The sequence below is a fragment of the Rhodococcus sp. ZPP genome, assembly GCF_017656075.1.
Lineage (GTDB): Bacteria > Actinomycetota > Actinomycetes > Mycobacteriales > Mycobacteriaceae > Rhodococcus_F > Rhodococcus_F oxybenzonivorans.
The window spans coordinates 6,387,004-6,411,705 of the sequence record NZ_CP058638.1; the positions used below are offsets into that span (position 1 = coordinate 6,387,004).

Genomic DNA, 24,702 nt, shown 5'->3' on the forward strand with positions numbered 1-24,702 from the left:
TGGCCTTGCTTAGACTGGGCTTCGCTGGCTATCGGCGTTCGCTGCCGTAGGGCAGCACTACCGTATGCACCCGAGAATGTGGTGTCGGTCTTCGGTAGTGGTCGTCCGGACACGGTCCGGGGGACTTCGATCGACGGCCGCCTCCGCACAGCGACATCCCGAGATCTCGAGAGGGGGATGTCCCTCAGGTGCGCAGTTCTCGCCAGGAGGGTGAGAACGCCCGCGCGGGTACGGCGAAGACGAGAGGGAAGTGAAAAGAAGAGATGACAGAGAACTCCGCAGTAGAGATCGATGAGGGCGTGTTCGAATCCACCGCCGTGATCGACAACGGGTCCTTCGGCACCCGCACCATTCGATTCGAGACCGGCCGCCTCGCTCAGCAGGCCGCCGGCGCCGTCGTCGCCTACCTCGACGACGAGACCATGTTGCTGTCGGCCACCAGCGCCAGCAAGCACCCCAAAGAGCACTTCGACTTCTTCCCCCTGACGGTGGACGTCGAGGAGCGGATGTACGCGGCCGGTCGCATTCCCGGCTCGTTCTTCCGCCGTGAGGGCCGGCCCTCCACGGACGCCATCCTCACCTGCCGCCTGATCGACCGTCCGCTGCGCCCGTCGTTCGTCGACGGCCTGCGTAACGAGATCCAGGTCGTCGTCACGGTGATGAGCCTCAACCCGCAGGACCTCTACGACGTGGTCGCCATCAACGCGGCGTCGGCGTCCACCCAGATCGCCGGCCTGCCGTTCTCCGGTCCTGTCGGTGGTGTGCGTGTAGCGCTCATCACCTCGGCTGAGAACAAGGCCGGCCAGTGGGTGGCATTCCCGACGGTCGAGCAGCTCGAGAACGCAGTCTTCGACATGGTCGTTGCCGGCCGCATCGTCTCCGGTTCCGGTGACGACGCCGATGTCGCGATCATGATGGTCGAGGCGGAGGCCACCGACAACGTGATCTCCCTGATCGCGGACGGCGCTCAGGCACCGACCGAGGCGATCGTGGCCGAGGGCCTCGAGGCGGCCAAGCCGTTCATCGCGCGGCTGTGCACCGCTCAGCAGCAGCTCGCGGCGAAGGCGTCGAAGCCCACCGGCGAGTTCCCCGTCTTCCCGGCCTACCAGGACGACGTGTTCGCCGCGGTCGAAGAGGCCGCCGCCGAAAAGCTGAGTGCCGCACTCACCATTGCCGGCAAGCAGGAGCGCGACGACAAGACCGACGAGGTCAAGGTCGAGGTGCTCGAGCAGGTCGCACCCAAGTTCGAGGGACGCGAGAAGGAACTCGGCGCAGCGTTCCGTTCGCTGACCAAGAAGCTGGTACGTCAGCGCATCCTGCGCGACCAGTTCCGCATCGACGGTCGTGGCATCACGGACATCCGTTCGCTCTCCGCCGAGGTCGCCCTCGTGCCGCGGGCACACGGTTCCGCGCTGTTCGAGCGTGGCGAAACCCAGATCCTGGGCGTCACCACCCTCGACATGGTGAAGATGGCGCAGCAGGTCGACAGCCTCGGTCCCGAGACCACCAAGCGGTACATGCACCACTACAACTTCCCGCCGTACTCCACCGGAGAGACCGGTCGTGTCGGTTCGCCGAAGCGCCGCGAGATCGGACACGGTGCGCTGGCCGAGCGGGCACTCATGCCTGTACTGCCGAGCGTCGAGGAGTTCCCCTACGCCATCCGCCAGGTGTCGGAGGCTCTCAGCTCGAACGGTTCCACCTCGATGGGTTCGGTGTGTGCGTCGACGCTCGCGCTGCTCAACGCCGGTGTGCCGCTGAAGGCTCCGGTTGCCGGTATCGCCATGGGTCTGGTGTCCGACCAGGTCGACGGGGAGACCCGCTACGTGGCCCTCACCGACATCCTCGGTGCCGAAGACGCTTTCGGTGACATGGACTTCAAGGTCGCGGGCACCAAGGACTTCGTGACGGCCCTCCAGCTCGACACGAAGCTCGACGGCATCCCGTCGAAGGTTCTCGCCGGCGCGTTGTCGCAGGCCAAGGATGCGCGTGCGACGATCCTCGACGTCATGGCCGAGGCCATCGACACTCCGGACGAAATGAGCCCGTTCGCTCCGCGCGTGACGGCCATCAAGGTGCCCGTCGACAAGATCGGCGAGGTCATCGGCCCCAAGGGCAAGATGATCAACTCGATCACCGAGCAGACCGGCGCCAACATCTCCATCGAAGATGACGGCACCGTGTTCGTCGGTGCGACGGACGGCCCGTCCGCGCAGGCCGCGATCGACATGATCAACGCCATCGCCAACCCGCAGCTGCCGAAGGTCGGCGAGCGCTTCCTGGGCACGGTCGTCAAGACCACCGCCTTCGGTGCGTTCGTGTCGCTCCTCCCCGGCCGCGACGGGCTGGTGCACATCTCGAAGCTGGGCTCCGGCAAGCGCATTGCCAAGGTCGAGGACGTCGTGAGCGTCGGCTCCAAGTTGAGGGTCGAGATCGCCGACATCGACAACCGCGGCAAGATCTCGCTGATCCCGGTCGAGGAGGACGGCGCTGCGCCGGCCACCGAGCAGGACGAAGAGCAGGCAGCCGAGAAGTAGGTCTCTCTCGGCTCCTGCCGAGCGGCCCCGCACGTTACTCGTGCGGGGCCGCTCGCGTATTCGGGACCACTGTCAGGTGGCGGGTGCCACGCCGGCGACGCGGGCGAGTCGCCGAACGAGAAGGGCGATGATCGGCCCGTAGGTGGCGGCCAGCACCGGCTCCACCGGCCCGGGCGCCGACAGCGTCATCGTGATTCGCGAGCCGGAACCGAGGGGTTCGACGGAGTGCTCGAGGTCCATGGGACCCACCCGCCAGGTCCAGGACCGTCCGGGCGTCTTGGCGGAGATGACCACCGGAACCGGAATCAACCACAGCACCCGTGCTGCCCCGCAGCGCCCGCACTGCACCTCCGGAGATCCCAGAGCCCAGGCACCGCGAATGTGCGGAGCCCACTCTGGCCACCGTGACGGCCGTGACAGCAGGGACCATATCGCGTCGGCCGGCGCGCGAGAATCGGCGGAATAGGAACGAGGCACCCCCGTCATATACCCGATTCGCGACGTCTTCAGCCGGCTCGGACGGGATCCGACGTGAACACCGGATGAAATGCGGCCAGTCGAGTTGCATGTAACTGTGGGTCCCTCCCACGCTGGTCATCAACGGCGTGGGAGGGAGCCGGTCATGTTGTTTCGCCTGCCCGGGGTTTATCGGCCTCAGCGGGACACCTGGTTGCTCGCCGAGGTACTTGCCGGACGAGAGCTCGGGCCGGGAACGCGTGTGCTCGATTTATGCTGCGGCACCGGCGCATTGAGTGTGGCCGCCTGTGAAGGTGGCGCGGGATGGGTCACCGCCGTCGACGTGTCTCGCCGCGCCGTGATCAGCACTTGGCTCAATTCCAAGCTGAATCGCCGGACCGTGCGGGTGGTCCGGGGCGATCTCGTCGACCCGGTGCGGACGCTGCGCTTCGATGTGGTGGTGGCGAATCCGCCGTACTCGCCGGCGTCGGACGACTCTGTTCGCGGTCGCGGTCGCGGGCGCGTTCTCGGGCTGGCCTGGGATGCGGGAATCGACGGGCGCGCCGTCCTCGACCGCCTCTGCGTCGCGGTCCCGGATCTCCTTGCTCCGGGCGGCACTCTTCTCCTCGTCCAGTCTGTTCTGAACGGTGTGGAGAAGTCGCGAACCATGCTCGAGGAGCGGGGGCTGCGGGTCGAGGTCGTGGCCTCGGAACAAGTTCCGTTCGGCCCAGCACTCGCCGGCCGCGCGCGGATGCTGGAGGAGAGGGGAATGATTCTCCCTGGGCAGCGAACCGAGCGGATCGTCGTACTGGCCGCCACGGATGTGGGGTCGAGAGCCGGTTTACGCCCAGGTAGCTTCGACGAGTGATCCCGCCGGAGGCGGAAACGGGTCGGTCGGTGTCTCCGTGTAAAGTTTGCCGTTCGACGTCGCCCAGTTTTCGAGGACCGCTGAACCACTACATGGCCAAGATCGATCGCCGCCGCGTCGCGGCCCCCACTGCAGCGTCGACCCTGCGTGAACCGGATCCCGGTGTCGAGCGCACTGTGCTTCCCGGCGGTCTCCGGGTTGTCACCGAATACGTCCCCGGCGTGCGATCAGCATCCGTCGGTGTGTGGGTCGGTGTGGGATCCCGTGATGAGCAACCCACGGTAGCGGGAGCCGCGCACTTCCTCGAGCATTTGCTTTTCAAGGCCACTCCGTCACGCAGTGCCCTCGACATCGCCCAGGTGATGGACGGTGTGGGAGGCGAACTCAATGCCTTCACCTCGAAGGAACACACCTGCTTCTACGCGCACGTGCTGGATGAGGATCTGCCCCTGGCAGTCGACCTGGTAAGCGATGTGGTGCTTCGAGGCCGCTGCCGTTCCTCGGATGTCGACGTGGAGCGCCAGGTGGTCCTCGAGGAAATCGCGATGCGTGACGACGATCCCGAAGACTTGCTCGGCGATGCCTTCCTGACGGCCCTGTACGGCGACCACCCCGTCGGCCGGCCCGTGATCGGCAGTGTCGAGTCGATCGAATCGATGACTCGCACCCAGCTGCATTCGTTCCACGTTCGCCGGTACACGCCGCCGCGGATGGTGGTGGCGGCGGCCGGGAACGTCGACCACGAGCACACGGTGGAGATGGTGCGCCGGGCGTTCGCCGGTCATCTCGAGGAAGCGGCCGAGCCCGCGCCTCGCCGCGCCGGTGCGTTGCGGCTGCGCACAACGCCGACGCTGAGCCTCACCAACCGCGACAGCGAACAGGTCCATCTCTCCCTCGGCGTTCGGGCGTTCGGCAGGCACGAGTCGCATCGGTGGGCGCTGTCGGTGCTCAATGCCGCCGTCGGGGGCGGGCTCAGTTCCCGTCTCTTCCAAGAGGTGCGCGAAATCCGTGGGCTCGCGTATTCCGTGTACTCCGGCGTCGATACGTTCGCCGACACCGGTGCGTTCTCGGTCTATGCGGGCTGCCAGCCCGAGAACCTCGGCGAGGTCGCCACGGTCATCCGAGAGGTGCTGTCCACCGTCGCCGCCGACGGGATCACAGACGCCGAAACTGCCCGCGCGAAGGGGTCTCTGCGCGGGGGTCTGGTCCTCGGCCTGGAGGATTCGGGATCGCGGATGCACCGCATCGGCAAGAGCGAACTGAACTACGGCAACCATCGCAGCATCGCCGAAACCTTGGCGAAGATCGATGCGGTTACCACCGACGAGGTTCGCGACGTGGCGAGGGTGCTGTTGCAGCGCCCCTTCGGCGCCGCCGTCGTAGGGCCGTATCGGCGCAAACGTGACCTGCCCGCGTCGGTGCGCGGCATCGTCCGGTAACGAGCTACCCCCGACCACAGGAGGCGTGCGAGATGAAGATTCGTGGAGCAGTGCTCGAAGAGATCGGCCGAACACGACCCTTCGCGGAGTCCGCGCCCATCTCTATCGCCGAACTCGAACTGGACGAGCCGGGTCCGGGTGAAATTCTGGTCCGGATCGAGGCTGCGGGACTGTGCCATTCGGACTTGTCCGTCGTCGACGGCAATCGGGTCCGGCCGGTTCCAATGTTGCTCGGTCATGAGGCAGCCGGGCGTGTCGAGCAACTCGGCGCGGGCGTGGACGACCTCAGCGTCGGACGACGGGTCGTGATGACGTTCCTACCGCGCTGTGGCCAGTGCGAGGGCTGCGCGACCGACGGCCAGATGCCGTGCGTGCCGGGTACGAAAGCCAACAACGACGGAACCCTGCTCGACGGCGGCTCGCGTCTGCATCGGGGCGACGAGTCGGTGCACCACCACCTCGGAGTGTCCGGTTTCGCCACGCATGCGGTGGTCAACCGCCGTTCTGTCGTTCCTGTCGGTGACGACGTGCCCGCCGATGTGGCCGCGGTACTCGGATGCGCTGTTCTCACCGGAGGCGGCGCCGTTCTCAATGCCGGCAATCCGCGCCCCGGTCAGGCCGTCATGGTGGTCGGCCTCGGTGGGGTCGGAATGGCAGCGATTCTCACCGCGGTCTCGCGGGGTGCGGGCGAGGTCATCGGGGTCGACTCGGTGCCGGAAAAGCTCCAGGCCGCACTCGAACTGGGTGCGTCGGCGGTATACACGCCTGCCGAACTGGTCCAGGCCGGCATACGGGCGCCCATCGTGATCGAGGCCGCCGGCAATGCGCGAGCCTTCGAATCGGCCGTGTCCGCCACCGCCCCCGGCGGAAAAACCATCACCGTCGGTCTGCCGTCCCCACAGGCGCGCTCGTCGATTTCGCCGTTGACCCTGGTGGCCGAGGCCCGCACAATCATCGGCAGCTACCTCGGATCGGCTGTTCCCGCTCGGGACATCCCCGTCTACGAGGATCTGTGGCGTTCGGGAAAGCTGCCCGTGGAGAAGCTGATTTCGTCCCGCATCTCACTCGACCAGATCAACCACGGCATGGACCAACTCGCCGAGGGTCGCGCGATCCGCCAGATCATCGTCTTCGATTGATCGCACCCGGCTACGGGTGTGGAAGCTACGGGTGAGGAGAGGAAGATCTCCCGGTCGGCCCCTGCACTTCGGCCGTCGCCCGGTGGTTGCGTAGGCTTTCGGGCGAATCGATGTGACTGGACGGAGCGTGGAGAAGTGAGCGCAGCAGCACCCATCAGGGTCGGAGTTCTCGGAGCCAAGGGCAAGGTCGGCCGAGCGATCTGCGAGGCGGTGGAGCAGGCGTCGGACCTCGAGCTCGTGGCGGAGGTCGATCACGGCGACCGGTTGGAGTCGTTCACCGAGTCCGGAACCCAGGTTGTCGTCGACTTCACGCACCCCGATGTGGTGATGGACAACCTGAACTTCCTCGTTGCCAATGGCATTCACGCAGTGGTGGGGACCACGGGCTTCGATGACACCCGCCTCGACACGGTGCGGTCGTGGCTGGCCGATCAGCCGTCGGTGGGGGTCCTCATCGCTCCCAACTTTGCAATCGGAGCCGTTCTGTCGATGCGGTTCGCCGAGGCCGCCGCGCGCTTCTTCGACTCCGTCGAGGTCATCGAACTGCATCACCCCAACAAGGCGGACGCACCGTCCGGCACCGCCTACCGGACCGCGGCGCTCATCTCCGAGGCGCGCCGCAAGGCGGGCCTCGGCCCCAGTCCGGACGCCACCACCACCGAACTCGACGGTGCCCGCGGCGCCGACGTGGACGGTGTCCGGGTGCACTCCGTCCGGCTCGCCGGGCTCGTCGCGCATCAGGAGGTCATCCTGGGAACACAGGGGGAGACGCTGACCATCCGGCACGACTCGATCGACCGCAATTCCTTCGCTCCCGGCGTACTCCTCGGGGTGCGGCAGATCGCGTCCCGCCCCGGCCTCACCGTGGGTATCGACCCGCTTCTCGACCTGTGAAGAGTAACGAGTCGACCAAGACGGTCGTCACGATCGCATTGCTCGTCGCCGCGCTCGTGTTCTACTTCGTGTTGCTCGGTCAGCGCGGGATCGCCCTGATCCAGGACGGCGGGGCCGCCGCGGTCGGGCTCGGCATCGGCGTTCTCATCCTTCCGTTCCTCGGTGCGTGGATCGTCTACGCGACACTCCGGGCCGGCCTGCAACATCAGCAACTCGCCCGTCGCATCGGCGACGAGGGTCTCGAACTGGACGTCACGAATCTGCCGAAGCGTCCGTCCGGACGAATAGACCGCGACGCTGCCGACGCCCTCTTCGAGCAGGTCAAGGCGGAATGGGAGGCGGACCCCGACAACTGGCGGAGCTCGTACCGGCTCGCCCGCGCCTACGACTACGCCGGCGACCGCGGCCGCGCCCGGGAGACGATGAAGCGAGCCGTGGAACTCGAACGTCTCGAACGTGAGAGCGGGGCGGGACAGTAGTGCCGGAACCGGTCGTACGCTGACGACTGTGCCATCACTCCTCGTCGTCCACCACACCCCGTCGCCGGTCACGCGCGAGTGCCTCGAAGCGGTGCTGAAGGGTGCCCGGGACCCCGACATCGAGGGCGTCGAGGTGCGGTCGATACCCGCACTCGGGGCCACCGTGCCCGACGTCCTCGCCGCCGACGGCTTCCTGTTCGGGACGTCCGCCAACTTCGGTTACATGTCGGGAGCGCTCAAGCACTTCTTCGACACCGTGTACTACCCCTGTCTCGACGCGGTCGCGGGCCGCCCCTACGGTCTGTGGGTACACGGCAACAACGACACCGCCGGCGCGGTCACGTCGGTACAGAAGATCGTGACCGGCCTCGCACTCACGCAGGCCGCCGAAGCGGTCGAACTCACCGGTGCGGTCGACGCGGCCGCACGTGAGCGCTGTTACGAACTCGGTGCGACGGTGGCAGTGGTTCTCGCCGAGGGCATCTGACGCCCGCTGGGCCGTTTCAATCCGCGAACCTGCCTCATACTGTCGGTACCTGGTGACAGGATGCGGTCATGCGTGAGATGACCGCCGCCGCGGCCAGGAAGTCGGCACTGTGGGCGCAGGGATTTGCCGATGCCAGGCCGACGGGTATCCCTACCCGACGGCATATCCGCTCGGTTCTCGACCGGATCCGGTTGTTCCAGATCGATTCGGTGTCGGTGGCGGCTCGGGCCCACTACGTTCCGCTGTTCAGCAGAATCGGCGTGTACGACCGGGGAATGCTCGACTCGGCGGCGTGGTCGCACCGTGCCCGCACGCCGCGCATGCTCGCGGAGTATTGGGCGCATGAGGCGGCATTCATCCCGGTCGAGGACTGGCCGTTGTTCCGGTGGCGTATGCACCGCTACCGGCATGGCAGGTGGGCAGGCGAGGCCCGGGTACTCGACCGCAATCCCACCCTCGCCGCCGATGTGCTCGACGTGATCCGGGCGGTGGGACCCAGCAGCGCTCGCGACGTGGAGAAGCACCTCGAGGTCGACCGGCCCGATCGCAAAGGGCCGTGGTGGGATCGCAGCGACACCAAGGTCGTATGCGAGCAGTTGTTCGCCGCCGGGGCCCTCGCGGTCGACAAACGAGTCGCGTTCACCCGTCACTACGATCTCACCGACCGAGTGCTGCCGAAAAGCATTCTCGCGCAGGAGTATTCGGAGGAGGAGTCGATTCGACGACTCGTCGGCCGGTCCGCACGGGCACTGGGAGTCGCGACGGAGACGGACCTGCGCGACTACTACCGGCTGTCTCCGGCGCAGATCAAGCCCGCAGTCGAGGTCCTCGTCGAGGACGGTGTGCTCCACACCGTCACCGTGCGAGGCTGGGACGTTCCGGCGTACATGCATCGCGACGTCCGGACGCCGCGGCGGGTAGAGGGCGCTGCGTTATTGTGTCCGTTCGATCCGCTTGTATTTTTCCGACCGCGGACGGAGCGGATGTTCGACTTCCGGTATCGCCTCGAGATCTACACTCCCGCGCACAAGCGGGTGCACGGATACTACGTCTTTCCGTTCCTACTCGACGGCGAGTTGGTAGCCCGAGTCGATGTGAAAGCCGACCGGGCGAGGGGAGCGCTCGAGGTGCGGTCGGCCTTCGTCGAAGCGGGAGCGCGTCCCGAGCGAGTGGTGGAGCCACTGCTGTCCGAGCTGTACCGGATGGCGGAGTGGCTCGAGTTGGGCGAAGTCACGGTAGACAAACGTGGAGATCTCGCCCCACTTCTCGCGGCCGCGGCGAAGCGACCACGAGAAGTGTGATCCCTATAGGCTTTCGACGAACTTGGTGAGACCCTTGCTAGCCGTCTCGAGTGCAGTTTTCTGCGCCTTCTTCACGAGGAAGCCGGGCAACGGGATCTTGGGATCGACCGTCAGCTCGAAAGTCACCTTGGTACCGGAGCCTGATTCGGTCAGAACATACGAACCGTCCTGCGCATTTTGCTGACCGCTCTCGACGAGGTGCCACGACACGGTGTCGTCACCCTCGAAGGTGTAGTCGACCACCTGCTCGTCGCTGATGCCGAGAATGGAGACGTTCATCCGAACACGGTGGGGGCGGCCGTCGTCGTGGGTGCTTTCGATGGTCACCGACTTGTGAGCAGACGACCACTCGGGCAGCCGATCCACCGCGGCGATCGCGGCCATCACCGTGGCCGGATCGGCCTTGATTTCGAACTCTTTGACGCCGGAAACGGCCATATTTTTCGCTCCTTCGAGCCCGTGGCGACTCTCACCGTGTGGCTGTTGCGACGTAATTAGAACACCGTCGGTGTCGGGGGAGTGGAGGGAGTACGGCGCCGCTTCAGAAATTGTTGCCGAGGTTCCGGCGCATATGGTCTTTGAGGGCGCCCTGCACTGCCTGGGACACCCACGAGTTCAGCGACACTCCATTCTGTGACGCGGCCTCCTCTGCCTTCGACTTGATCTGATCCATCAGCCGCAGAGTGACGCGGCTGATGTCACCTGTGGCGTCATCGAAGGCGGCGCTGATGTCTTCGGCGGTGGTGGTGTTCTTGTCCTCGGCTCCTGCGGCGGTTGCGGTGGTGCGGGCAATGTCGACCCCGACCTCGGTACCTTCCAGTCGCACCTTCACGGTGCGGCTCTCGAGGGCAGTAGACACCTCACCAGCGAATTCGGTGAGTGCGGACAGCAGGAGGAGCCGGGTCGCCGGTTCGACGGCTGCCGCGAGCGCCGCCGCGGTGTCCCGGGTCCGGTCGTCGCCGAGGGCTGCGGCTGCCGTGAGGTCGTCGCGCAGCCGGGCGACGTAACTGTCGAGGTTCATGACGTCAGCATGACGTCATCTGTGACGTCGGTCAAGGGTGGCGGTGGAGGGGTGGCAGCGACTGCCGCACGGGCGCCCCCACCCGCACGGAGCCCGAATCACGGCGCAACTAGGGTTTATGCATCAGGAATGGATCCGTTCTCGGGTCCGGTAGGAGGATCAGGCAGTGCCGCAGACGGTGTCGCTCAGGGTGCAGCTCGTCGCGAAGACGGAGTTCTTTCCACCGGAGGACATCCCGTGGGAGACGGACGCCGACGGCGGGGAGGCGCTGGCCGAGTTCGCGGGGCGCGCCTGCTATCAGAGCTGGTCGAAGCCGAATCCCCGCACGGCGACCAACGCCGGGTATCTCCGCCACCTCCTGGAAGTCGGGCACGAATCCGTCCTGGAACACGGCAGCGTCACCTTTTACATCACCGGAATCTCCCGCTCGTGCACTCACGAGCTGATTCGGCACCGGCATTTCTCCTACTCGCAGTTGTCGCAGCGGTTCGTGCGGGAGAACGACTCCAACGTGGTCGTGCCGCCCGCGATCGCAGGTGATCCCGAACTCGAGGCGCTCTTCGCCACAGCGACGGACGCGAGCCGGGCGGCATACGGCGAGCTGCTCGAAGCACTCGAAGCCAAGCTTGCGGAGACCTCGAGCCTTCCCGTGCGGAACAAGGAGGCCCGCCAGGCCGCCCGCGCCGTATTGCCCAACGCGACCGAGACCCGGGTAGTGGTCACCGGCAACTACCGCGCGTGGCGTCACTTCGTGTCCATGCGGGCTACCGAGCACGCCGACGTCGAGATTCGGCGACTTGCTGTCGAATGCCTCAGGCAGTTGCAGAAGGCGGCACCTAATGTGTTCGGCGACTTCGAGATCGTCGACTGGGGAGACGGATCGGAAGTGGCGACGAGCACGTTTTCCGCCGACCTGTGAGTGGTGTGCGAAAGTACCTGGGCCACCGGGTAGCCTTCTGACCATGACCTACGGTGATTCCGCTTCTCACGTCGAGCGTCCGTTCGGCACCGTTTCCACTGCGATGGTGACGCCGTTCACCTCCGACGGAAAGCTGGACGTCGACGCGGGTGTCCGCCTCGCGGCGTACCTCGTCGACAATGGATGCGACGCTCTCGTGCTCGCCGGTACCACCGGTGAGTCGCCGACGACCACGGAGAACGAGAAGCTCGAGCTGCTCCGCGCCGTCATCGACGCCGTCGGCGACCGGGCGAAGATCATCGCAGGCGCAGGAAGTAACGACACAGCCCACAGTGTCGAGCTCGCGCGCGACGCCGCCCGCGCCGGGGCGCAGGGACTCCTCGTCGTCACCCCGTACTACTCGCGTCCGCCGCAGGCGGGTCTGTACGCCCACTTCACTGCCGTCGCAGATGCCACCGACCTTCCGGTGATGCTCTACGACATTCCGCCGCGCTCCGTCGTCCCCATCGAGACCGAGACGATCCGCCGCCTCGCCGAGCATCCGCGCATCGTGGCGGTCAAGGACGCGAAGGGCGACTTGAACGCCGGCGCCGAATTGATCGGAACCACCGACCTCCTCTTCTACTCGGGCGATGATCCGCTGAACCTGCCGTGGTTGGCGGTCGGCGCCACCGGTTTCGTCAGCGTGATCGGGCACCTAGTGCCGTCCCGGCTGCGTGAACTCCACACGGCATTCGCGGCCGGCGATATCGCCCGGGCGCGTGCCATCAACCTCAGCCTGATCCCGGTCATCCGATCCGTTGCGCGGTTGGGCGGCGTCAGTGCGTCAAAGGCAGGATTGCGATTGATAGGTCTCGACGTGGGCGAACCCAGGCTCCCTCAAGTGGCACCCACCCACGATCAGCTCGATCTCCTGGCCGCCGACCTTCACGCTGCGGGGGTACTCGCATGACCCGTCCCCCCCGTCGTCGCAGCGCAAGTCGCCAGGCTGGACCGCCGTCTCCCAGCCCGGCCGAGCAGCCCACAGCACCTCCCGTGTCCGAGCCGTCGGCGCCGGCGATGGAGCAACCGAAATCCGAACCCCCGCTCGCGGAGACCCCCACTGCGCCGAAGCAGGCGAAGTCCGCGCCGGTGAAGGCCGCATCCACCAAGACGGGCGCCACCGGCAAGTCGCCCTCGCGCCCTCGTCGCGGTGGCAACGGCAACAAGCGTCCGGACAACCGGGCGGCAACCCCCGATCCGACCGCGCGGCTCGGTGCACCGCCCAAGGCGCCCTTCAAGGGACTGCGAGTGGTCGCCCTCGGGGGCATCGGTGAAATCGGCCGGAACATGACGGTCTTCGAGCACCAGGGAAAACTGCTCATCGTCGACTGCGGCGTGCTGTTTCCCGAGGATCAGCAGCCTGGTGTCGATCTGATCCTGCCGGACTTCCGGCACATCGAGGATCGCATGGCCGATGTCGAGGCCGTCGTCCTCACCCACGGTCACGAGGATCACATCGGCGCGATCCCGTTCCTGCTCCGCCTGCGGCCGGATCTGCCGGTCATCGGCTCCCGGTTCACGCTCGCGCTCGTCGCAGCCAAATGCCGGGAACATCGTCAGCGACCCAACCTCGTCGAGGTGACGGAAGGCCAGCGCACGGCACACGGCCCGTTCGAGTGTGAGTACTTCGCGGTCAACCACTCCATCCCGGACGCGATCGCGGTCGCCATCAGGACCGACGCCGGAGTCGTGCTGCACACCGGTGACATCAAACTCGACCAGCTTCCGCTCGACGGCAGGCTCACCGACCTCGCCGGCTTCTCGCGTCTCGGCGACGAAGGCGTGGACCTGTTCCTGGTCGACTCGACCAACGCCGAGGTGCCGGGATTCGTCACACCGGAACGTGAGATCGGCGGCGTGCTCGACAACGTCATCGGTAAGGCGAAGCAACGTGTGATCGTGGCGTCGTTCGCCAGCCACGTCCACCGCATCCAGCAGGTCGTCGACGTGGCGCACCGCTACAACCGCCGGGTTGCGTTCGTGGGCCGGTCCATGGTCCGCAACATGCAGATCGCACAGGATCTCGGCTACCTGAGCGTGCCCGACGGTCTGGTGGTCGACATCGACACCGCGGCGAACCTGCCCGACGATCGCCTCGTTCTCATCTCGACCGGCTCTCAGGGTGAACCGCTGTCGGCGTTGTCGCGGATGGCGCGGGGTGAACACCGGCAGATCAATGTCCGGGCCAACGACCTGGTGGTCCTCGCCTCGTCATTGATTCCGGGTAACGAGAACTCTGTCTTCGCGGTGGTGAACGGTCTCGCCAAGCGCGGCGCCACCGTGGTCACGCAGCAGAGCGCCAAGGTGCACGTCTCCGGTCACGCGTCGGCGGGTGAACTGCTCTACCTGTACAACGCGGTCCGGCCCACCAACGCCATGCCGGTGCACGGCGAATGGCGGCACCTGCGCGCCAACGCCGCGCTGGCCAAGGCCACCGGCGTTCCGGAAGAACGCATCGTGCTCGCCGAGGACGGCGTAGTGGTCGACATGGTGGACGGTCTCGCCGAAATCGTCGGGCAGGTGCCGGTCGGACACGTCTACGTCGACGGACTGTCCGTCGGTGATGTCGGCGACTCCACGCTGTCGGATCGATTGGTTCTCGGGGAGGGCGGGTTCATTGCGATCAACGTGGTGATCGACGACCACACCGGCCGCGCCGTCAGCACCCCGGAGGTGTCCGGGCGCGGATTCTCCGACGACCCGACCGCCCTCAAGGACGCCGCCCAGCTGGTCGAGGCGGAACTCGCGCGCCTGGCCACGGAGGGCATCAACGACGCGCATCGGATTGCCCAGGCGATCCGGCGGGTAGTGGGCAAGTGGGTTGCGGACAAGTACCGCCGCCGGCCGATGATCGTGCCCACCGTGATCGCGGTGCCGTCGTTCGACGGCAAGTAGTTCCGCGGCAGGTAGGTTCGTTCGGGTGACCTTCGCCCGAGATGAACGCCTTGCCCTGGTCGACTCGATGGCCGAGTTCGGCCCGGATGCGCCCACCCTCTGCGGGGACTGGACCAACCGCGATCTCGCGGCCCACCTCGTCGTCCGTGAACGGCGGCTCGACGCGGCCCCGGGAATCCTCGTCAGCCGTCTCGCCGGTTACACCGAGCGGGTCCAGAACGAGACTTCGACGCGCTCGTGGAGCCGGCTGCTCGACGAGGTCCGGACCGGTCCTCCGCGGTGGTCGCCGATGTACTGGGTCGACGCTCAGGTGAACCTGGGCGAGATGTTCGTCCATCACGAGGACGTGCGCCGTGCCCACGAAGGGTGGGAGCCGCGGATGCTCCCGACAGCGCGCCAGGACGCCCTGTGGGGGCTGGCACGCAAGGTGGGAAAGCTCGGCTATCGCCGCGCGCCTGTCACGGTGGTGCTCGAACGTCCATCGGGTGAGCAGGCGACGGTGCGCAACGCCGGGCCCCGACAGGTCGTTCTCCGAGGTGAACCGGCCGAATTGGCCCTGCACGCGTTCGGGAGAGACGCCGTGCGGATCGAAGCCGCGGGCGACGCCGAGGATGTCGCCGCGATCATGTCACTGGACCGTAGCTTCTGAGGCGCTCGGCACAGGTCGACGGCTGTTACGGGTGTTGCGGATGGTCCGGAAGGTGCCGCAGCGACTAATCTGAGAACCATGGCAGGTAAGGCGAGCGCCCGCGGTTCGAGCACGACGACGTCCACGGCAAGGACGGGCGTGCGGGGTGCCTCGTCTGCGTCCAAGCCGAAGTCGCGGACGACCCGCACTGTCAGCACTCCGCGTAAGGCCACCTCGCCGCGTGGTGGTGCCGCCCGCGGCGGTGGGAGAAAGCCGGCGGCGAAGAAGGCGTCCGGCGCGAGCCCGTTGAAGTCGGTGGGCCGCGGCATCGGTGCCGGATGGTCGCTGGTGGCCAAGGGTGTCGGGGCAACCACCCGCACCGTCGGCAAGGCTGCCGAGATCGAACAAGGACATCGGCGCGACGGAATTGCGCTCGGCCTGATCGCGATGAGTGTCGTCATCGCCGGAGGCATCTGGTTCTCCGCGGGCGGTCCTGTGGGGGAGTGGATCGAAACCGGTGTCCGGGCGGTATTCGGCGGCGCTTCGGCGGTGTTGCCCGTGATCGGCGTCGGCATTGCCGTTGTACTGATGCGAACGGAGCCGAAGCCGGAGATCCGGCCGCGACTGGTGCTCGGGTCGCTGTTGGTGGGGTTGCCCGCACTGGGTCTCTGGCACATCGCGAGTGGCGCCCCCACCGACGCCGACGGCCGGGCGCAGGGTGCGGGTTTCGTCGGCTATGCGGCGGGCGGCCCGTTGACGGACGGACTGACCGTGTGGTTGTCCGCTCCTTTGCTGCTCATGGCGGCGCTCTTCGGCGTCCTGTTGGTCACCGGGACCACGGTGCGCGAAGTCCCCGGCAAGCTGCAGGCGTACTTCGGCACTTCCTTCGGCCGCGACCACTACGCCGACTACGACAGCGAGTACTACGAGGACGGCGAATACGACCCCACGCTGTTCGACGCCGACGGCTACCCGGTGGACGACTACGCGTCCGGACCGAAGGGCGCACCGGCCGACAACTATCCCACCGACGAATACACCGTGAGCGACACGGCGAAGACGGAAGTGCTTGGACTCTGGGAGGCCGAGACCGCGGCGGAGCCGGTGCCGCCGCCACCTGTTCCGACGCCGAAACCCGCTCGCCCCAAGACCAAGCCGGTGGTGACGCCGAAGCCGGAACCCGAACCGGAGCCGCCGCTGCCGGAGGTCGACAAGTTCGTGACCGATCGGGTTGTGGAGGGTGACTACACGCTGCCTCCGACGTCGCTGCTGATCGACGGTGATCCACCGAAGAAGCGCAGTTCGGCCAACGACGCGATGATCGAGGCGATCACCGAGGTCCTCGATCAGTTCAAGATCGACGCCGCGGTCACCGGGTTCACCCGGGGCCCCACCGTCACCCGGTACGAGGTGGAACTCGGTCCCGGCGTCAAGGTCGAGAAGATCACCGCTCTGGCCCGCAATATCGCGTATGCCGTCGCCACCGACAACGTGCGCCTGTTGGCGCCGATCCCCGGAAAGTCCGCCGTCGGTATCGAGGTGCCCAACTCAGACCGTGAGATGGTGCGCCTGGCAGACGTCCTCACCGCGCCCTCGACGCGGAAGGACCATCATCCGCTGGTGATCGGTCTCGGTAAGGACATCGAGGGCCACTTCGTCAGCGCGAACCTGGCCAAGATGCCGCATCTGCTCGTGGCAGGGTCGACCGGCTCCGGTAAGTCCAGCTTCGTCAACTCGATGCTGGTGTCGCTGCTCTCGCGCGCGACGCCCGACGAGGTTCGGATGATCCTCATCGACCCCAAGATGGTCGAACTGACGCCGTACGAGGGCATTCCGCACCTCATCACGCCCATCATCACCCAGCCCAAGAAGGCCGCTGCCGCGCTGGCCTGGTTGGTGGAAGAGATGGAACAGCGTTACCAGGACATGCAGGCCAATCGGGTGCGCCACATCGACGACTTCAACTCCAAGGTGAAGTCCGGGGAAATCACTGCCCCACTCGGAAGTGAACGGGTCTACCGTCCGTATCCGTACATTCTCGCCATCGTCGACGAGCTGGCGGACCTCATGATGACCGCACCGCGCGATGTCGAGGAAGCGATCGTGCGCATCACCCAGAAGGCGCGTGCAGCCGGCATCCACCTCGTGCTGGCCACGCAGCGGCCGTCGGTGGACGTCGTAACCGGGTTGATCAAGACCAATGTGCCCTCGCGGCTCGCCTTCGCGACGTCCTCGCTCACCGACTCCCGAGTCATCCTGGATCAGCCCGGTGCCGAGAAGTTGATCGGTATGGGCGACGGGTTGTTCCTCCCGATGGGTGCGGGCAAGCCGACCCGTCTTCAGGGCGCCTTCATCACCGACGAAGAGATCTCGGCGGTGGTCGATTTCAGTAAGAACCAGGCGGAGCCGGAGTACACCGAGGGTGTCACGGCGGCGAAGGTCGGGGAGAAGAAGGATGTCGACCCCGATATCGGCGACGATATGGACGTGCTGCTGCAGGCCGTCGAACTCGTCGTGTCCAGCCAGTTCGGTTCCACGTCGATGCTGCAGCGCAAACTGCGTGTCGGGTTCGCGAAGGCCGGCCGGTTGATGGACCTGATGGAGACTCGGGGTGTCGTCGGACCCAGCGAAGGCTCCAAGGCACGTGAGGTTCTGATCAAGCCCGATGAATTGGACGGCCTGTTGTGGTCGATCCGAGGTGGAGATCCGAACGAGGCCCCGTCCGACGAGTAGTGCGGACGCAGTGTCCGAAATGTGCGATTCCGGCGCGATGTGGTTGAATGGTCAGCGACTTGGAGGGGAGTATCCCCACCTCTGTGGCAGCATCGTCAGCACGATCGGCACCATTGCCGATCCGGGGCTGCCAGTCGGTCGGACCTCGGTCCGACTCGGCGAGAGAGACCTCCGGTACCCAACGAGGTCTACCGGAGGTCTGTCTACATGCATGTCTCGCCGCTGGTCTGGGTCATCACCTGTGTGGTGATTCTCGGACTGTTCGTCTTCGACTTCTTCGCCCACGTGCGCACCCCGCACGCCCCGAGCTTCCGGGAGTCGGCCTTCTGGTCGACGGTGTACATCGCCATCGCGATCCTGTTCGGATTGATCGTGATGTGGCTCTGGGGCAGCCAGTACGGCGGGGAATACTTCGCGGGTTACGTCACCGAGAAAGCGCTGTCGGTCGACAACCTCTTCGTCTTCGTGATCATCATGGCGACGTTCTCCGTGCCGCGGGAGTTCCAGCAGAAGGTACTTCTGATCGGTATCGTCATGGCGTTGGTGATGCGCGGCATCTTCATTGCCGTCGGCGCGGCGGCCATCAACACCTACAGCTGGGTGTTCTACCTGTTCGGCGCGTTCCTCATCTACACCGCGTACACGCTGGTCCGGGACCACGGGCACGAGAAAGAGGTCGAGGAGGAACGCGACAGCAAGATCGTCACCCTGGTGAAGAAGGTTCTTCCCACCACGGATTCCTACGACGGCGACAAGCTCGTCACCAGGATCAACGGCAAGCGCGTGGTCACACCGCTGCTTCTGGCACTCGTCGCCATCGGCTTCACCGACGTGCTGTTCGCCCTCGACTCGATTCCGGCGATCTACGGCCTCACTCAGGAGCCGTACCTGGTCTTCACCGCCAACGCGTTCGCGCTCATGGGACTGCGCCAGCTGTACTTCCTGATCGGTGGGCTGCTCGACCGGCTCGTGTACCTGTCCTATGGACTGTCGATCATTCTGGCGTTCATCGGTGTCAAGCTCGTGTTGCACGCGCTCCACGAGAACACGCTGGGCTTCGTCAACGGCGGGGAACACGTCGCGGTCCCCGAGATCTCGACGGGCATGTCCCTCGCCGTCATCGTCGGGGTGCTGGCCGTCACGACCGTGGCCAGCCTCCTCAAGACGCGGCACATGAGCTCCGTCACGTAGCGTTCACTCGCGGAACGCCGGTGGGGCCGGTACTCGGCGGGTCAGAGACTGAACTCGCCGAGTACCGGGATCCACTCCACGATCCGGGACGCCGTCACCAGGTTGTGGACGGCAAACGGGTCGTGGGTGAACAGCAACTCCACGGTCTCGGCGTCGGCGGCGTCGACGATGATGAAGGCACCACTGCCGTCGGCGAACGGACCCGAAGACAGTACGGTCTTGCCCTCGACGAGGTCACCGAGCCAGGCCCGGTGTGCGGCACGGTGTTCGTCGCGGCCGGCCGCGGTCTCGTCTGAATAGGTGTACTCCACTACGAACAGTGACATGTTTTCGCTCTCTGTAGATATGGAAAATTCACTCACGGCTGGGCCGATTTCGTCCCGGATGCCGGGATTCGTCAGAGTGTGAGGAGCATCCGGGTGTTCCCGAGGGTGTTGGGCTTGACATAGCTGAGGTCGAGGAACTCGGCGACACCGGTGTCGTACGAACGGCACATTTCGGCGTACACCTCCGCGGTGACGGGTGTGCCGTCGATCTCCACGAACCCGTGTTTGGCGAAGAAGTCGACCTCGAAGGTGAGCACGAAGAGTCGTTCGAGCTCGAGTTCGCGCGCGACCTCGATCAGTTTTGCGACCACCTGGTGGCCCGCGCCCCGGCCCTTCGCCTGCGGATCGACTGCGATGGTGCGCACCTCGCCCAGGTCGGCCCACAGGACGTGCATTGCGCCGCAACCGATTACAGCGTCGTCACGCTCTGCGACCCAGAACTCCTGGATGGATTCGTACAGAGTGACGAGATTCTTTTCGAGAAGAATCTTGCCGGCGTAGATGTCGATCAGACGCTTGATCTCGGGCACGTCGGAGGTTCGTGCTCGCCGCACGATCAGCTGATTGTCGGCGGTGTTCGGCGTCCGAGATGTCATGGCGTGAACATTAGCCAACAGCCCTACCGATATTCTTAGGCACGTGCCGGTACCGCGTCTGACTTCTCCCCGATCCCCAGGACGTCCAGGGGCGCAGTTCGACGCCGTGGTGTGCCGATGAGTACGCAGCGTGAGGATCGGCCTGCGGCAGATGACCCGACGGCTGCGAACCCCGCTGTCGAGCCGGCGAGTGAGACGCAGGTGCCACTACTCAACATCGCCAACATTCTGACGATCCTGCGGATCTTGCTGGTGCCGGTCTTCCTGGTCGTACTGCTGATCGGCGACGGTCACGAGCTGGTGTGGCGGCTGGTGGCGACAGGCGTGTTCGCGGTGGCGGCCATCACGGACCGGATCGACGGTCAGCTGGCCCGCAAATACGGATTGGTCACCGATTTCGGCAAGCTCGCCGATCCGATCGCAGACAAGGCGCTGATCGGTGCCGCACTGGTCGGTCTCTCCGTGCTGGGCGATCTGCCCTGGTGGGTGACGGTCGTCATCGCGGTACGTGAACTGGGCATCACCCTGCTGCGGTTCGCCGTGTTGCGCCACGCCGTCATTCCGGCAGGCAGGGGAGGAAAGCTCAAGACACTCGTGCAGACGATCGCGATCGGTTTCTACCTCTTGCCCCTTCCCGACGCCTTCGATGTCGCCGGCTGGGTACTCATGGGCGCTGCCGTGGCGCTGACGGTGATCACCGGGCTCGACTATGTCGTCCAGGCCGTTCGTCTACGTGCCGGGGTCCACCGAGTCGAGATGAGGGCGGGTACCGGCGCATGACCGACCCGTTGACCCCGGGCACCCGCGTGGGCGAACTGGTGGATCTGCTGACCCGGCGCGGTGAGACGGTCGCGACTGCGGAATCACTGACGGCGGGACTTCTCGCGGCGACCATCGCGGGCGTCCCGGGCGCCAGCAAGATCCTCCGCGGCGGCCTCGTCGTCTATGCGACAAATCTGAAGGAGACCCTTGCAGGCGTGGATCCCGTCTCGCTGGCCGTGGACGGACCCGTTTCGGCGTCCACCGCCGCTGGACTTGCCGAGGCTGCACGTGTGCGCTGCACCGCCGATTGGGGGATCGGCCTGACCGGTGTCGCGGGCCCGGACACGCAGGACGGGCACCCCGTAGGCACGGTATTCCTGGGGATCTCCGGTGCCGGTGGGCACTCGGTGCTCGAACTGCGATTGGCGGGCGACAGATGGGGAATCCGTAAATCTGCGGTTTCTGCGGCCGTGTCGGAACTCCTCGATCGCGTGCAGGAAACATCCGCAGGCTAAGGTCGGGAACCAATCGGTCCTGTTCGCGCGTTGAGTAGGCGAGACAGGTGACGGATGAAGGAGGAGCGAGATGGCGCTGCTATTGCGTGAGGCAATCGGTGACAGTCTTCGGCGCACGCGCGTTTCGCAGAGCCGGACCCTGCGTGAGGTGTCGAACAGTGCGCGAGTGAGCCTCGGGTACCTGTCCGAGGTCGAGCGGGGGCGTAAAGAGGCCTCGAGCGAGCTTCTGGCGGCGATCTGCGATGCGTTGGAGGTTCCACTCTCCGATGTCCTCGTCGACGTCAGCGAGTCGCTGTCCGACCGATCGTCGGCCGGGCGTACCGCTGACGGAGCTTCGGCCGAGGTGTCCGCACGGGCCGGTTCGACGACCATCGCCCGCGACACGAGGGTCGTGATTCCCGCGCCGACGGCGCAGGCACTCGCTGCTGCGTAGCACCGCGCCCGCCGAACCGATAGATTTCACGTAACGCCGATCTCGTCTTCGGTGGTCAGACAGGCAGTCGGGGCGCAGCCCTTGTTCCGGTGCGTGACGGTCGCGCATCGGGTCGCGCATCGCGCGGCGCAACAGATGGAGGCAGGATCAAACCCATGGCTAATCCTTTCGTCAAGGGATGGAAGTACCTGATGGCGCTCTTCAATTCCAAGATCGATGAGAAGGCTGACCCCAAGGTTCAGATTCAGCAGGCGATCGAGGATGCGCAGCGTCAGCACCAGGCCCTTTCACAGCAGGCCGCGTCTGTCATCGGCAACCAGCGCCAGCTCGAGATGAAGCTGAGCCGTCAACTCGACGAGGTCGAGAAGCTGAACGCCAATGCCCGGCAGGCCGTCAACCTGGCTGATCAGGCGCAAGCTGCCGGTGACACCGAGAAGGCGATCCAGTACACCAACGCCGCCGAGGCATTCGCTGCTCAGCTGGTCACAGCAGAGCAGGGCGTCGAAGACCTCAAAGCTTTGCACGATCAGTCTCTCCAGGCCGCCGCGCAGGCAAAGAAGGCCGTGGAGCAGAACGCGATGGCACTGCAGTCCAAGGTTGCGGAACGCACCAAGCTGCTCAGTCAGCTCGAGCAGGCGAAGATGCAGGAGCGGGTCAGCGAGTCGCTGCGTTCGATGGACAGCACGCTGTCCGCGCCCGGCAATACACCCAGCCTCGACGCCGTGCGCGACAAGATCGAACGCCGCTACGCCGACGCACTGGGCTCCGCCGAACTCGCCCAGAACTCGGTCTCCGGTCGCATGATGGAAGTGCAGCAGGCCAGCATCCAGATGGCAGGCCACAGCCGCCTCGAGCAGATCCGCGCGTCGATGAAGGGTGATGCGCTCCCTTCCGGTGGGACCGCCGCCCCGGCTACCCCAGCCGCCAACCAGCAGCCTCCCGCCGCGGGCCAGACCGGCACTGCGGGTCAGTAGCCGAACACTGATCCCCATGAGTACCACCCGAGGTGGCCGACCCGGACGTGTCGTCCGGTCGGCCACTGTCGTATCCGGCCTCGTTGGAGTGCAGGGCGCCTTGCGGGACGCCGGTGAGTCGGTCGTCGAGGCTGCTCAGCGCTGGCGTGATCCGCGCGAACGCCTGTTACGGAAGAAGCGACGCGCTCGCCGGTGGGCGCAGCGCTACGGCATCGTGTCCGGATCCTCGGCGACCGGTGCTGCGGGCCTCGCCCTCGCCGCTGCTCCCGAATGGTCGATGGTGATGGCCGGCTGCGGCGCGGTCGTGTTCGCGGTGCCGGCCGTGATGGCGCTGAACCGTTACCGGAAGCTCGGCGCAGTCGTGCCGCCGCCGGGCCGCCCTGACCGACGGCCCCTTCCGTCGCCCTCCTCGGCCGCCCGGGAGCCGATGGAGCGGCTCGTGCACAGCGAGCGCGCACTCCACGGAATTCTGGGGGTACTCAGTCGCTCGGCGGCGATCAGTCCGGATGACATCGAGGAGACCCACCGCACAGCGCGGTCCGCGGCGGCCGCTCTGCACGCGGTCGCCGTCGATATCGCGGAGATGGAGAGCGCCGCCGCCGGAAGCCGGGCAGCAGCGCCGTCGCTCCACCGGGCCATCGCGTCCGCCGCCGCCCAACTCGACGACGGCGTCGATCAATTCGAGGAATTGGTAGCTGCTGCCGCCGAAGTCACGGTTCCCGGCGCGTCCGGGGCGGTGGGCGGCCTGGCCACCGAACGTGCGGAGCTGGTGTCGGCTACCGAAAAGCTGGCCGGCCTCGCCGCGGCGCTCGGCGAGATCGACGACATCGTGCGCCGATACCGCTGAGCTCTGTCATGTCTTTCCCATGGCGTCATGACCCGCGCCGCCCGGGCTCGGGGGAGTGGGGGACAACCCTGAACTTTCCCTGATCTTTGCGATGACCTGGTGCTTTACGGGCATCTACGTGCCAGGCTGGTGTGCGTACCCGACGAGTGGGGTCCATCGGATGTCGCGCAGGAATCGATCGGGGAGATGTGAGTGGAGGAAGTCATGTTCTGGAAAGTCGTTCTCGCGATCGTGCTGATCTGGATCGCGCTGGCCGTCGTCGGTGCATTGATCGAGGGCCTGTTCTGGGTACTTGTCGTCGGTGCCGTCGTGTTCGGGGCATGCCTCCTGTACAAGGCGATGTCCGGATCCGGCGAGAAGTCTGACATCACACGCCTCTGAGGTGCAGTCTCGAACCATGCAACCGGTACCTGAGGACTGGCATCGCGGGCTCGTCGTCGTCGCCCACCCCGATGACATCGAATACGGGGCGGCAGCGGCGATCGCCCGATGGACCGCACAGGGCAAGGACATCCGATATGTGCTCGCGACCAGTGGCGAAGCCGGAATCGCGGGACTGCACCCTCGCGAATCGGGTCCCATCCGCGAGGAGGAGGAACGTCGCTCGGCGGCCGTCGTGGGGGTGTCCCAAGTGGAGTTTCTCGGCTACCCCGACGGGCGGCTCGTCGAGAGTCTGGATCTGCGCCGCGACCTCGCTGCGGCCATTCGGCGTCATCGCCCCGACATGGTGGTGACCGCACACTTCGGCGATACCTGGGGTCCCGGGCAGCCCAACAGTGCCGACCATCGAGCCCTCGGACGCAGCGTCCTCGATGCCGCAGCGGATGCCGCGAACGAGTGGATCTTTCCCGAACTGGGGGAGAGGGGACTGCCGCCGTGGCGCGGCGTGCGCTGGGTCGCGGTCAACACCATGCAACCCACTCATGCGGTCGACGTCACGGACACGGTCGATCGAGCCGTGTTGTCACTCACCGAGCATGCACGCTATCTCGAAGCGCTGTCCGACATCCCCGTGGGAAAACAGGCGCGCGCCCAGGTCGAGGCGGTCACCGCCCCACACCCCGGATTCGAAGCCGACCGCGCCGTCGGCTTCGACCTCTACTACTTCGAGTGACTCCGTCTTCCTGAAGCGCTGTGGCGGGGCTGGCGGCGGCGGTGCAAAACTCGGACCGTGACGGAAGTGTCCGGATTCCCGAACTTGGAGTCCGCGCCCTCGACTG

Annotated in this window: 26 protein-coding genes; 21 read left to right on the forward strand and 5 right to left on the reverse strand. The window is 66.1% G+C overall.

Annotation, left to right across the window (positions count from 1 at the left end; all coding sequences use genetic code 11):
* Window positions 1-263: 263 nt before the first annotated feature.
* Window positions 264-2,537 carry a polyribonucleotide nucleotidyltransferase gene (locus tag HYG77_RS29445; RefSeq protein ID WP_109330812.1) on the forward strand — a complete coding sequence of 758 codons (2,274 nt, stop codon included), beginning with the start codon at window positions 264-266 and terminating at the stop codon, window positions 2,535-2,537.
* A 72-nt stretch (window positions 2,538-2,609) separates the two neighbouring features.
* Here the strand turns inward: HYG77_RS29445 and HYG77_RS29450 are convergent, their stop codons facing one another.
* Window positions 2,610-3,023 (reverse strand): SRPBCC family protein, encoded by a 414-nt coding sequence (locus HYG77_RS29450; RefSeq protein WP_244373303.1) that lies wholly within the window; start codon window positions 3,021-3,023, stop codon window positions 2,610-2,612.
* A gap of 136 nt (window positions 3,024-3,159) precedes the next feature.
* On the opposite strand from HYG77_RS29450, the gene HYG77_RS29455 reads away from it, so the two are divergent.
* The 7 genes from HYG77_RS29455 (at window position 3,160) to HYG77_RS29485 (ending at window position 9,600) form a co-directional block, all read left to right on the forward strand.
* The gene (locus HYG77_RS29455) at window positions 3,160-3,861 is read left to right on the forward strand and encodes a HemK2/MTQ2 family protein methyltransferase (RefSeq protein WP_109330810.1); all 702 of its coding nucleotides are present in this window, start codon (window positions 3,160-3,162) and stop codon (window positions 3,859-3,861) included.
* Between the two features lie 92 nt (window positions 3,862-3,953).
* A complete protein-coding gene (locus HYG77_RS29460; protein WP_109330808.1) occupies window positions 3,954-5,300 on the forward strand; it encodes a pitrilysin family protein in 1,347 nt (448 codons plus the stop codon).
* 32 nt (window positions 5,301-5,332) lie between these two features.
* A complete protein-coding gene (locus HYG77_RS29465; RefSeq protein ID WP_208961365.1) occupies window positions 5,333-6,439 on the forward strand; it encodes an alcohol dehydrogenase catalytic domain-containing protein in 1,107 nt (368 codons plus the stop codon).
* A 135-nt stretch (window positions 6,440-6,574) separates the two neighbouring features.
* Window positions 6,575-7,333: a 4-hydroxy-tetrahydrodipicolinate reductase gene (gene dapB / locus HYG77_RS29470; RefSeq protein WP_109330804.1), complete on the forward strand. Its 759-nt coding sequence runs from the start codon at window positions 6,575-6,577 to the stop codon at window positions 7,331-7,333.
* Complete coding sequence (locus tag HYG77_RS29475; protein WP_109330802.1) at window positions 7,330-7,812, forward strand: hypothetical protein; 483 nt, start codon at window positions 7,330-7,332, stop codon at window positions 7,810-7,812. The genes dapB and HYG77_RS29475 overlap by 4 nt, the downstream gene beginning before the upstream one ends.
* A 28-nt stretch (window positions 7,813-7,840) precedes the next feature.
* On the forward strand, window positions 7,841-8,299 hold the full coding sequence (locus HYG77_RS29480; RefSeq protein ID WP_208961366.1) for a flavodoxin family protein: 459 nt from the start codon (window positions 7,841-7,843) through the stop codon (window positions 8,297-8,299).
* Between the two features lie 68 nt (window positions 8,300-8,367).
* A complete protein-coding gene (locus HYG77_RS29485; protein ID WP_208961367.1) occupies window positions 8,368-9,600 on the forward strand; it encodes a crosslink repair DNA glycosylase YcaQ family protein in 1,233 nt (410 codons plus the stop codon).
* A 3-nt stretch (window positions 9,601-9,603) separates the two neighbouring features.
* Here HYG77_RS29485 and HYG77_RS29490 read toward each other — a convergent pair whose 3' ends face one another.
* Both HYG77_RS29490 and HYG77_RS29495 read right to left on the reverse strand, forming a co-directional pair.
* Window positions 9,604-10,038, reverse strand: coding sequence for an SRPBCC family protein (locus HYG77_RS29490; RefSeq protein ID WP_159926281.1), 435 nt, complete (start codon window positions 10,036-10,038; stop codon window positions 9,604-9,606).
* A 103-nt stretch (window positions 10,039-10,141) separates the two neighbouring features.
* Window positions 10,142-10,621, reverse strand: coding sequence for a toxin-antitoxin system HicB family antitoxin (locus HYG77_RS29495; RefSeq protein ID WP_208961368.1), 480 nt, complete (start codon window positions 10,619-10,621; stop codon window positions 10,142-10,144).
* Between the two features lie 166 nt (window positions 10,622-10,787).
* On the opposite strand from HYG77_RS29495, the gene thyX reads away from it, so the two are divergent.
* From thyX to HYG77_RS29525, 6 genes are all read left to right on the forward strand, one after another.
* Window positions 10,788-11,540: an FAD-dependent thymidylate synthase gene (gene thyX, locus HYG77_RS29500; protein WP_109330793.1), complete on the forward strand. Its 753-nt coding sequence runs from the start codon at window positions 10,788-10,790 to the stop codon at window positions 11,538-11,540.
* A 43-nt stretch (window positions 11,541-11,583) separates the two neighbouring features.
* On the forward strand, window positions 11,584-12,492 hold the full coding sequence (dapA, locus tag HYG77_RS29505; RefSeq protein ID WP_109330791.1) for a 4-hydroxy-tetrahydrodipicolinate synthase: 909 nt from the start codon (window positions 11,584-11,586) through the stop codon (window positions 12,490-12,492).
* Window positions 12,489-14,477 (forward strand): RNase J family beta-CASP ribonuclease, encoded by a 1,989-nt coding sequence (locus tag HYG77_RS29510; protein ID WP_244373306.1) that lies wholly within the window; start codon window positions 12,489-12,491, stop codon window positions 14,475-14,477. Before dapA ends, HYG77_RS29510 begins: the two co-directional genes overlap by 4 nt.
* A 25-nt stretch (window positions 14,478-14,502) precedes the next feature.
* Entirely contained in the window at window positions 14,503-15,126 is a 624-nt protein-coding gene (locus HYG77_RS29515) for a TIGR03085 family metal-binding protein (protein ID WP_208961369.1), read from the forward strand.
* Between the two features lie 78 nt (window positions 15,127-15,204).
* Window positions 15,205-17,838 (forward strand): DNA translocase FtsK, encoded by a 2,634-nt coding sequence (locus HYG77_RS29520; RefSeq protein ID WP_109330785.1) that lies wholly within the window; start codon window positions 15,205-15,207, stop codon window positions 17,836-17,838.
* Between the two features lie 207 nt (window positions 17,839-18,045).
* On the forward strand, window positions 18,046-19,029 hold the full coding sequence (locus HYG77_RS29525; RefSeq protein WP_208961370.1) for a TerC family protein: 984 nt from the start codon (window positions 18,046-18,048) through the stop codon (window positions 19,027-19,029).
* Between the two features lie 41 nt (window positions 19,030-19,070).
* On the opposite strand, the gene HYG77_RS29530 is transcribed toward HYG77_RS29525, so the two are convergent.
* Complete coding sequence (locus HYG77_RS29530) at window positions 19,071-19,355, reverse strand: YciI family protein (protein WP_208961371.1); 285 nt, start codon at window positions 19,353-19,355, stop codon at window positions 19,071-19,073.
* Window positions 19,356-19,426: 71 nt separating this feature from the next.
* Complete coding sequence (locus HYG77_RS29535; RefSeq protein ID WP_109330779.1) at window positions 19,427-19,951, reverse strand: amino-acid N-acetyltransferase; 525 nt, start codon at window positions 19,949-19,951, stop codon at window positions 19,427-19,429.
* Window positions 19,952-20,068: 117 nt separating this feature from the next.
* Between HYG77_RS29535 and pgsA the strand changes: the two genes are divergently transcribed.
* From pgsA to HYG77_RS29570, 7 genes are all read left to right on the forward strand, one after another.
* On the forward strand, window positions 20,069-20,731 hold the full coding sequence (gene pgsA / locus HYG77_RS29540; protein WP_109330778.1) for a CDP-diacylglycerol--glycerol-3-phosphate 3-phosphatidyltransferase: 663 nt from the start codon (window positions 20,069-20,071) through the stop codon (window positions 20,729-20,731).
* On the forward strand, window positions 20,728-21,228 hold the full coding sequence (locus tag HYG77_RS29545) for a nicotinamide-nucleotide amidohydrolase family protein (protein WP_109330776.1): 501 nt from the start codon (window positions 20,728-20,730) through the stop codon (window positions 21,226-21,228). The genes pgsA and HYG77_RS29545 overlap by 4 nt, the downstream gene beginning before the upstream one ends.
* A 70-nt stretch (window positions 21,229-21,298) precedes the next feature.
* Complete coding sequence (locus HYG77_RS29550) at window positions 21,299-21,661, forward strand: helix-turn-helix transcriptional regulator (protein WP_109330774.1); 363 nt, start codon at window positions 21,299-21,301, stop codon at window positions 21,659-21,661.
* A gap of 155 nt (window positions 21,662-21,816) precedes the next feature.
* Complete coding sequence (locus HYG77_RS29555; RefSeq protein ID WP_109330772.1) at window positions 21,817-22,635, forward strand: PspA/IM30 family protein; 819 nt, start codon at window positions 21,817-21,819, stop codon at window positions 22,633-22,635.
* Between the two features lie 16 nt (window positions 22,636-22,651).
* Window positions 22,652-23,482: a hypothetical protein gene (locus HYG77_RS29560; RefSeq protein ID WP_208961372.1), complete on the forward strand. Its 831-nt coding sequence runs from the start codon at window positions 22,652-22,654 to the stop codon at window positions 23,480-23,482.
* Between the two features lie 204 nt (window positions 23,483-23,686).
* Window positions 23,687-23,863 (forward strand): hypothetical protein, encoded by a 177-nt coding sequence (locus HYG77_RS29565; RefSeq protein ID WP_208961373.1) that lies wholly within the window; start codon window positions 23,687-23,689, stop codon window positions 23,861-23,863.
* 16 nt (window positions 23,864-23,879) lie between these two features.
* Window positions 23,880-24,596: a PIG-L deacetylase family protein gene (locus HYG77_RS29570; protein ID WP_208961374.1), complete on the forward strand. Its 717-nt coding sequence runs from the start codon at window positions 23,880-23,882 to the stop codon at window positions 24,594-24,596.
* Window positions 24,597-24,702 lie beyond the last annotated feature (106 nt).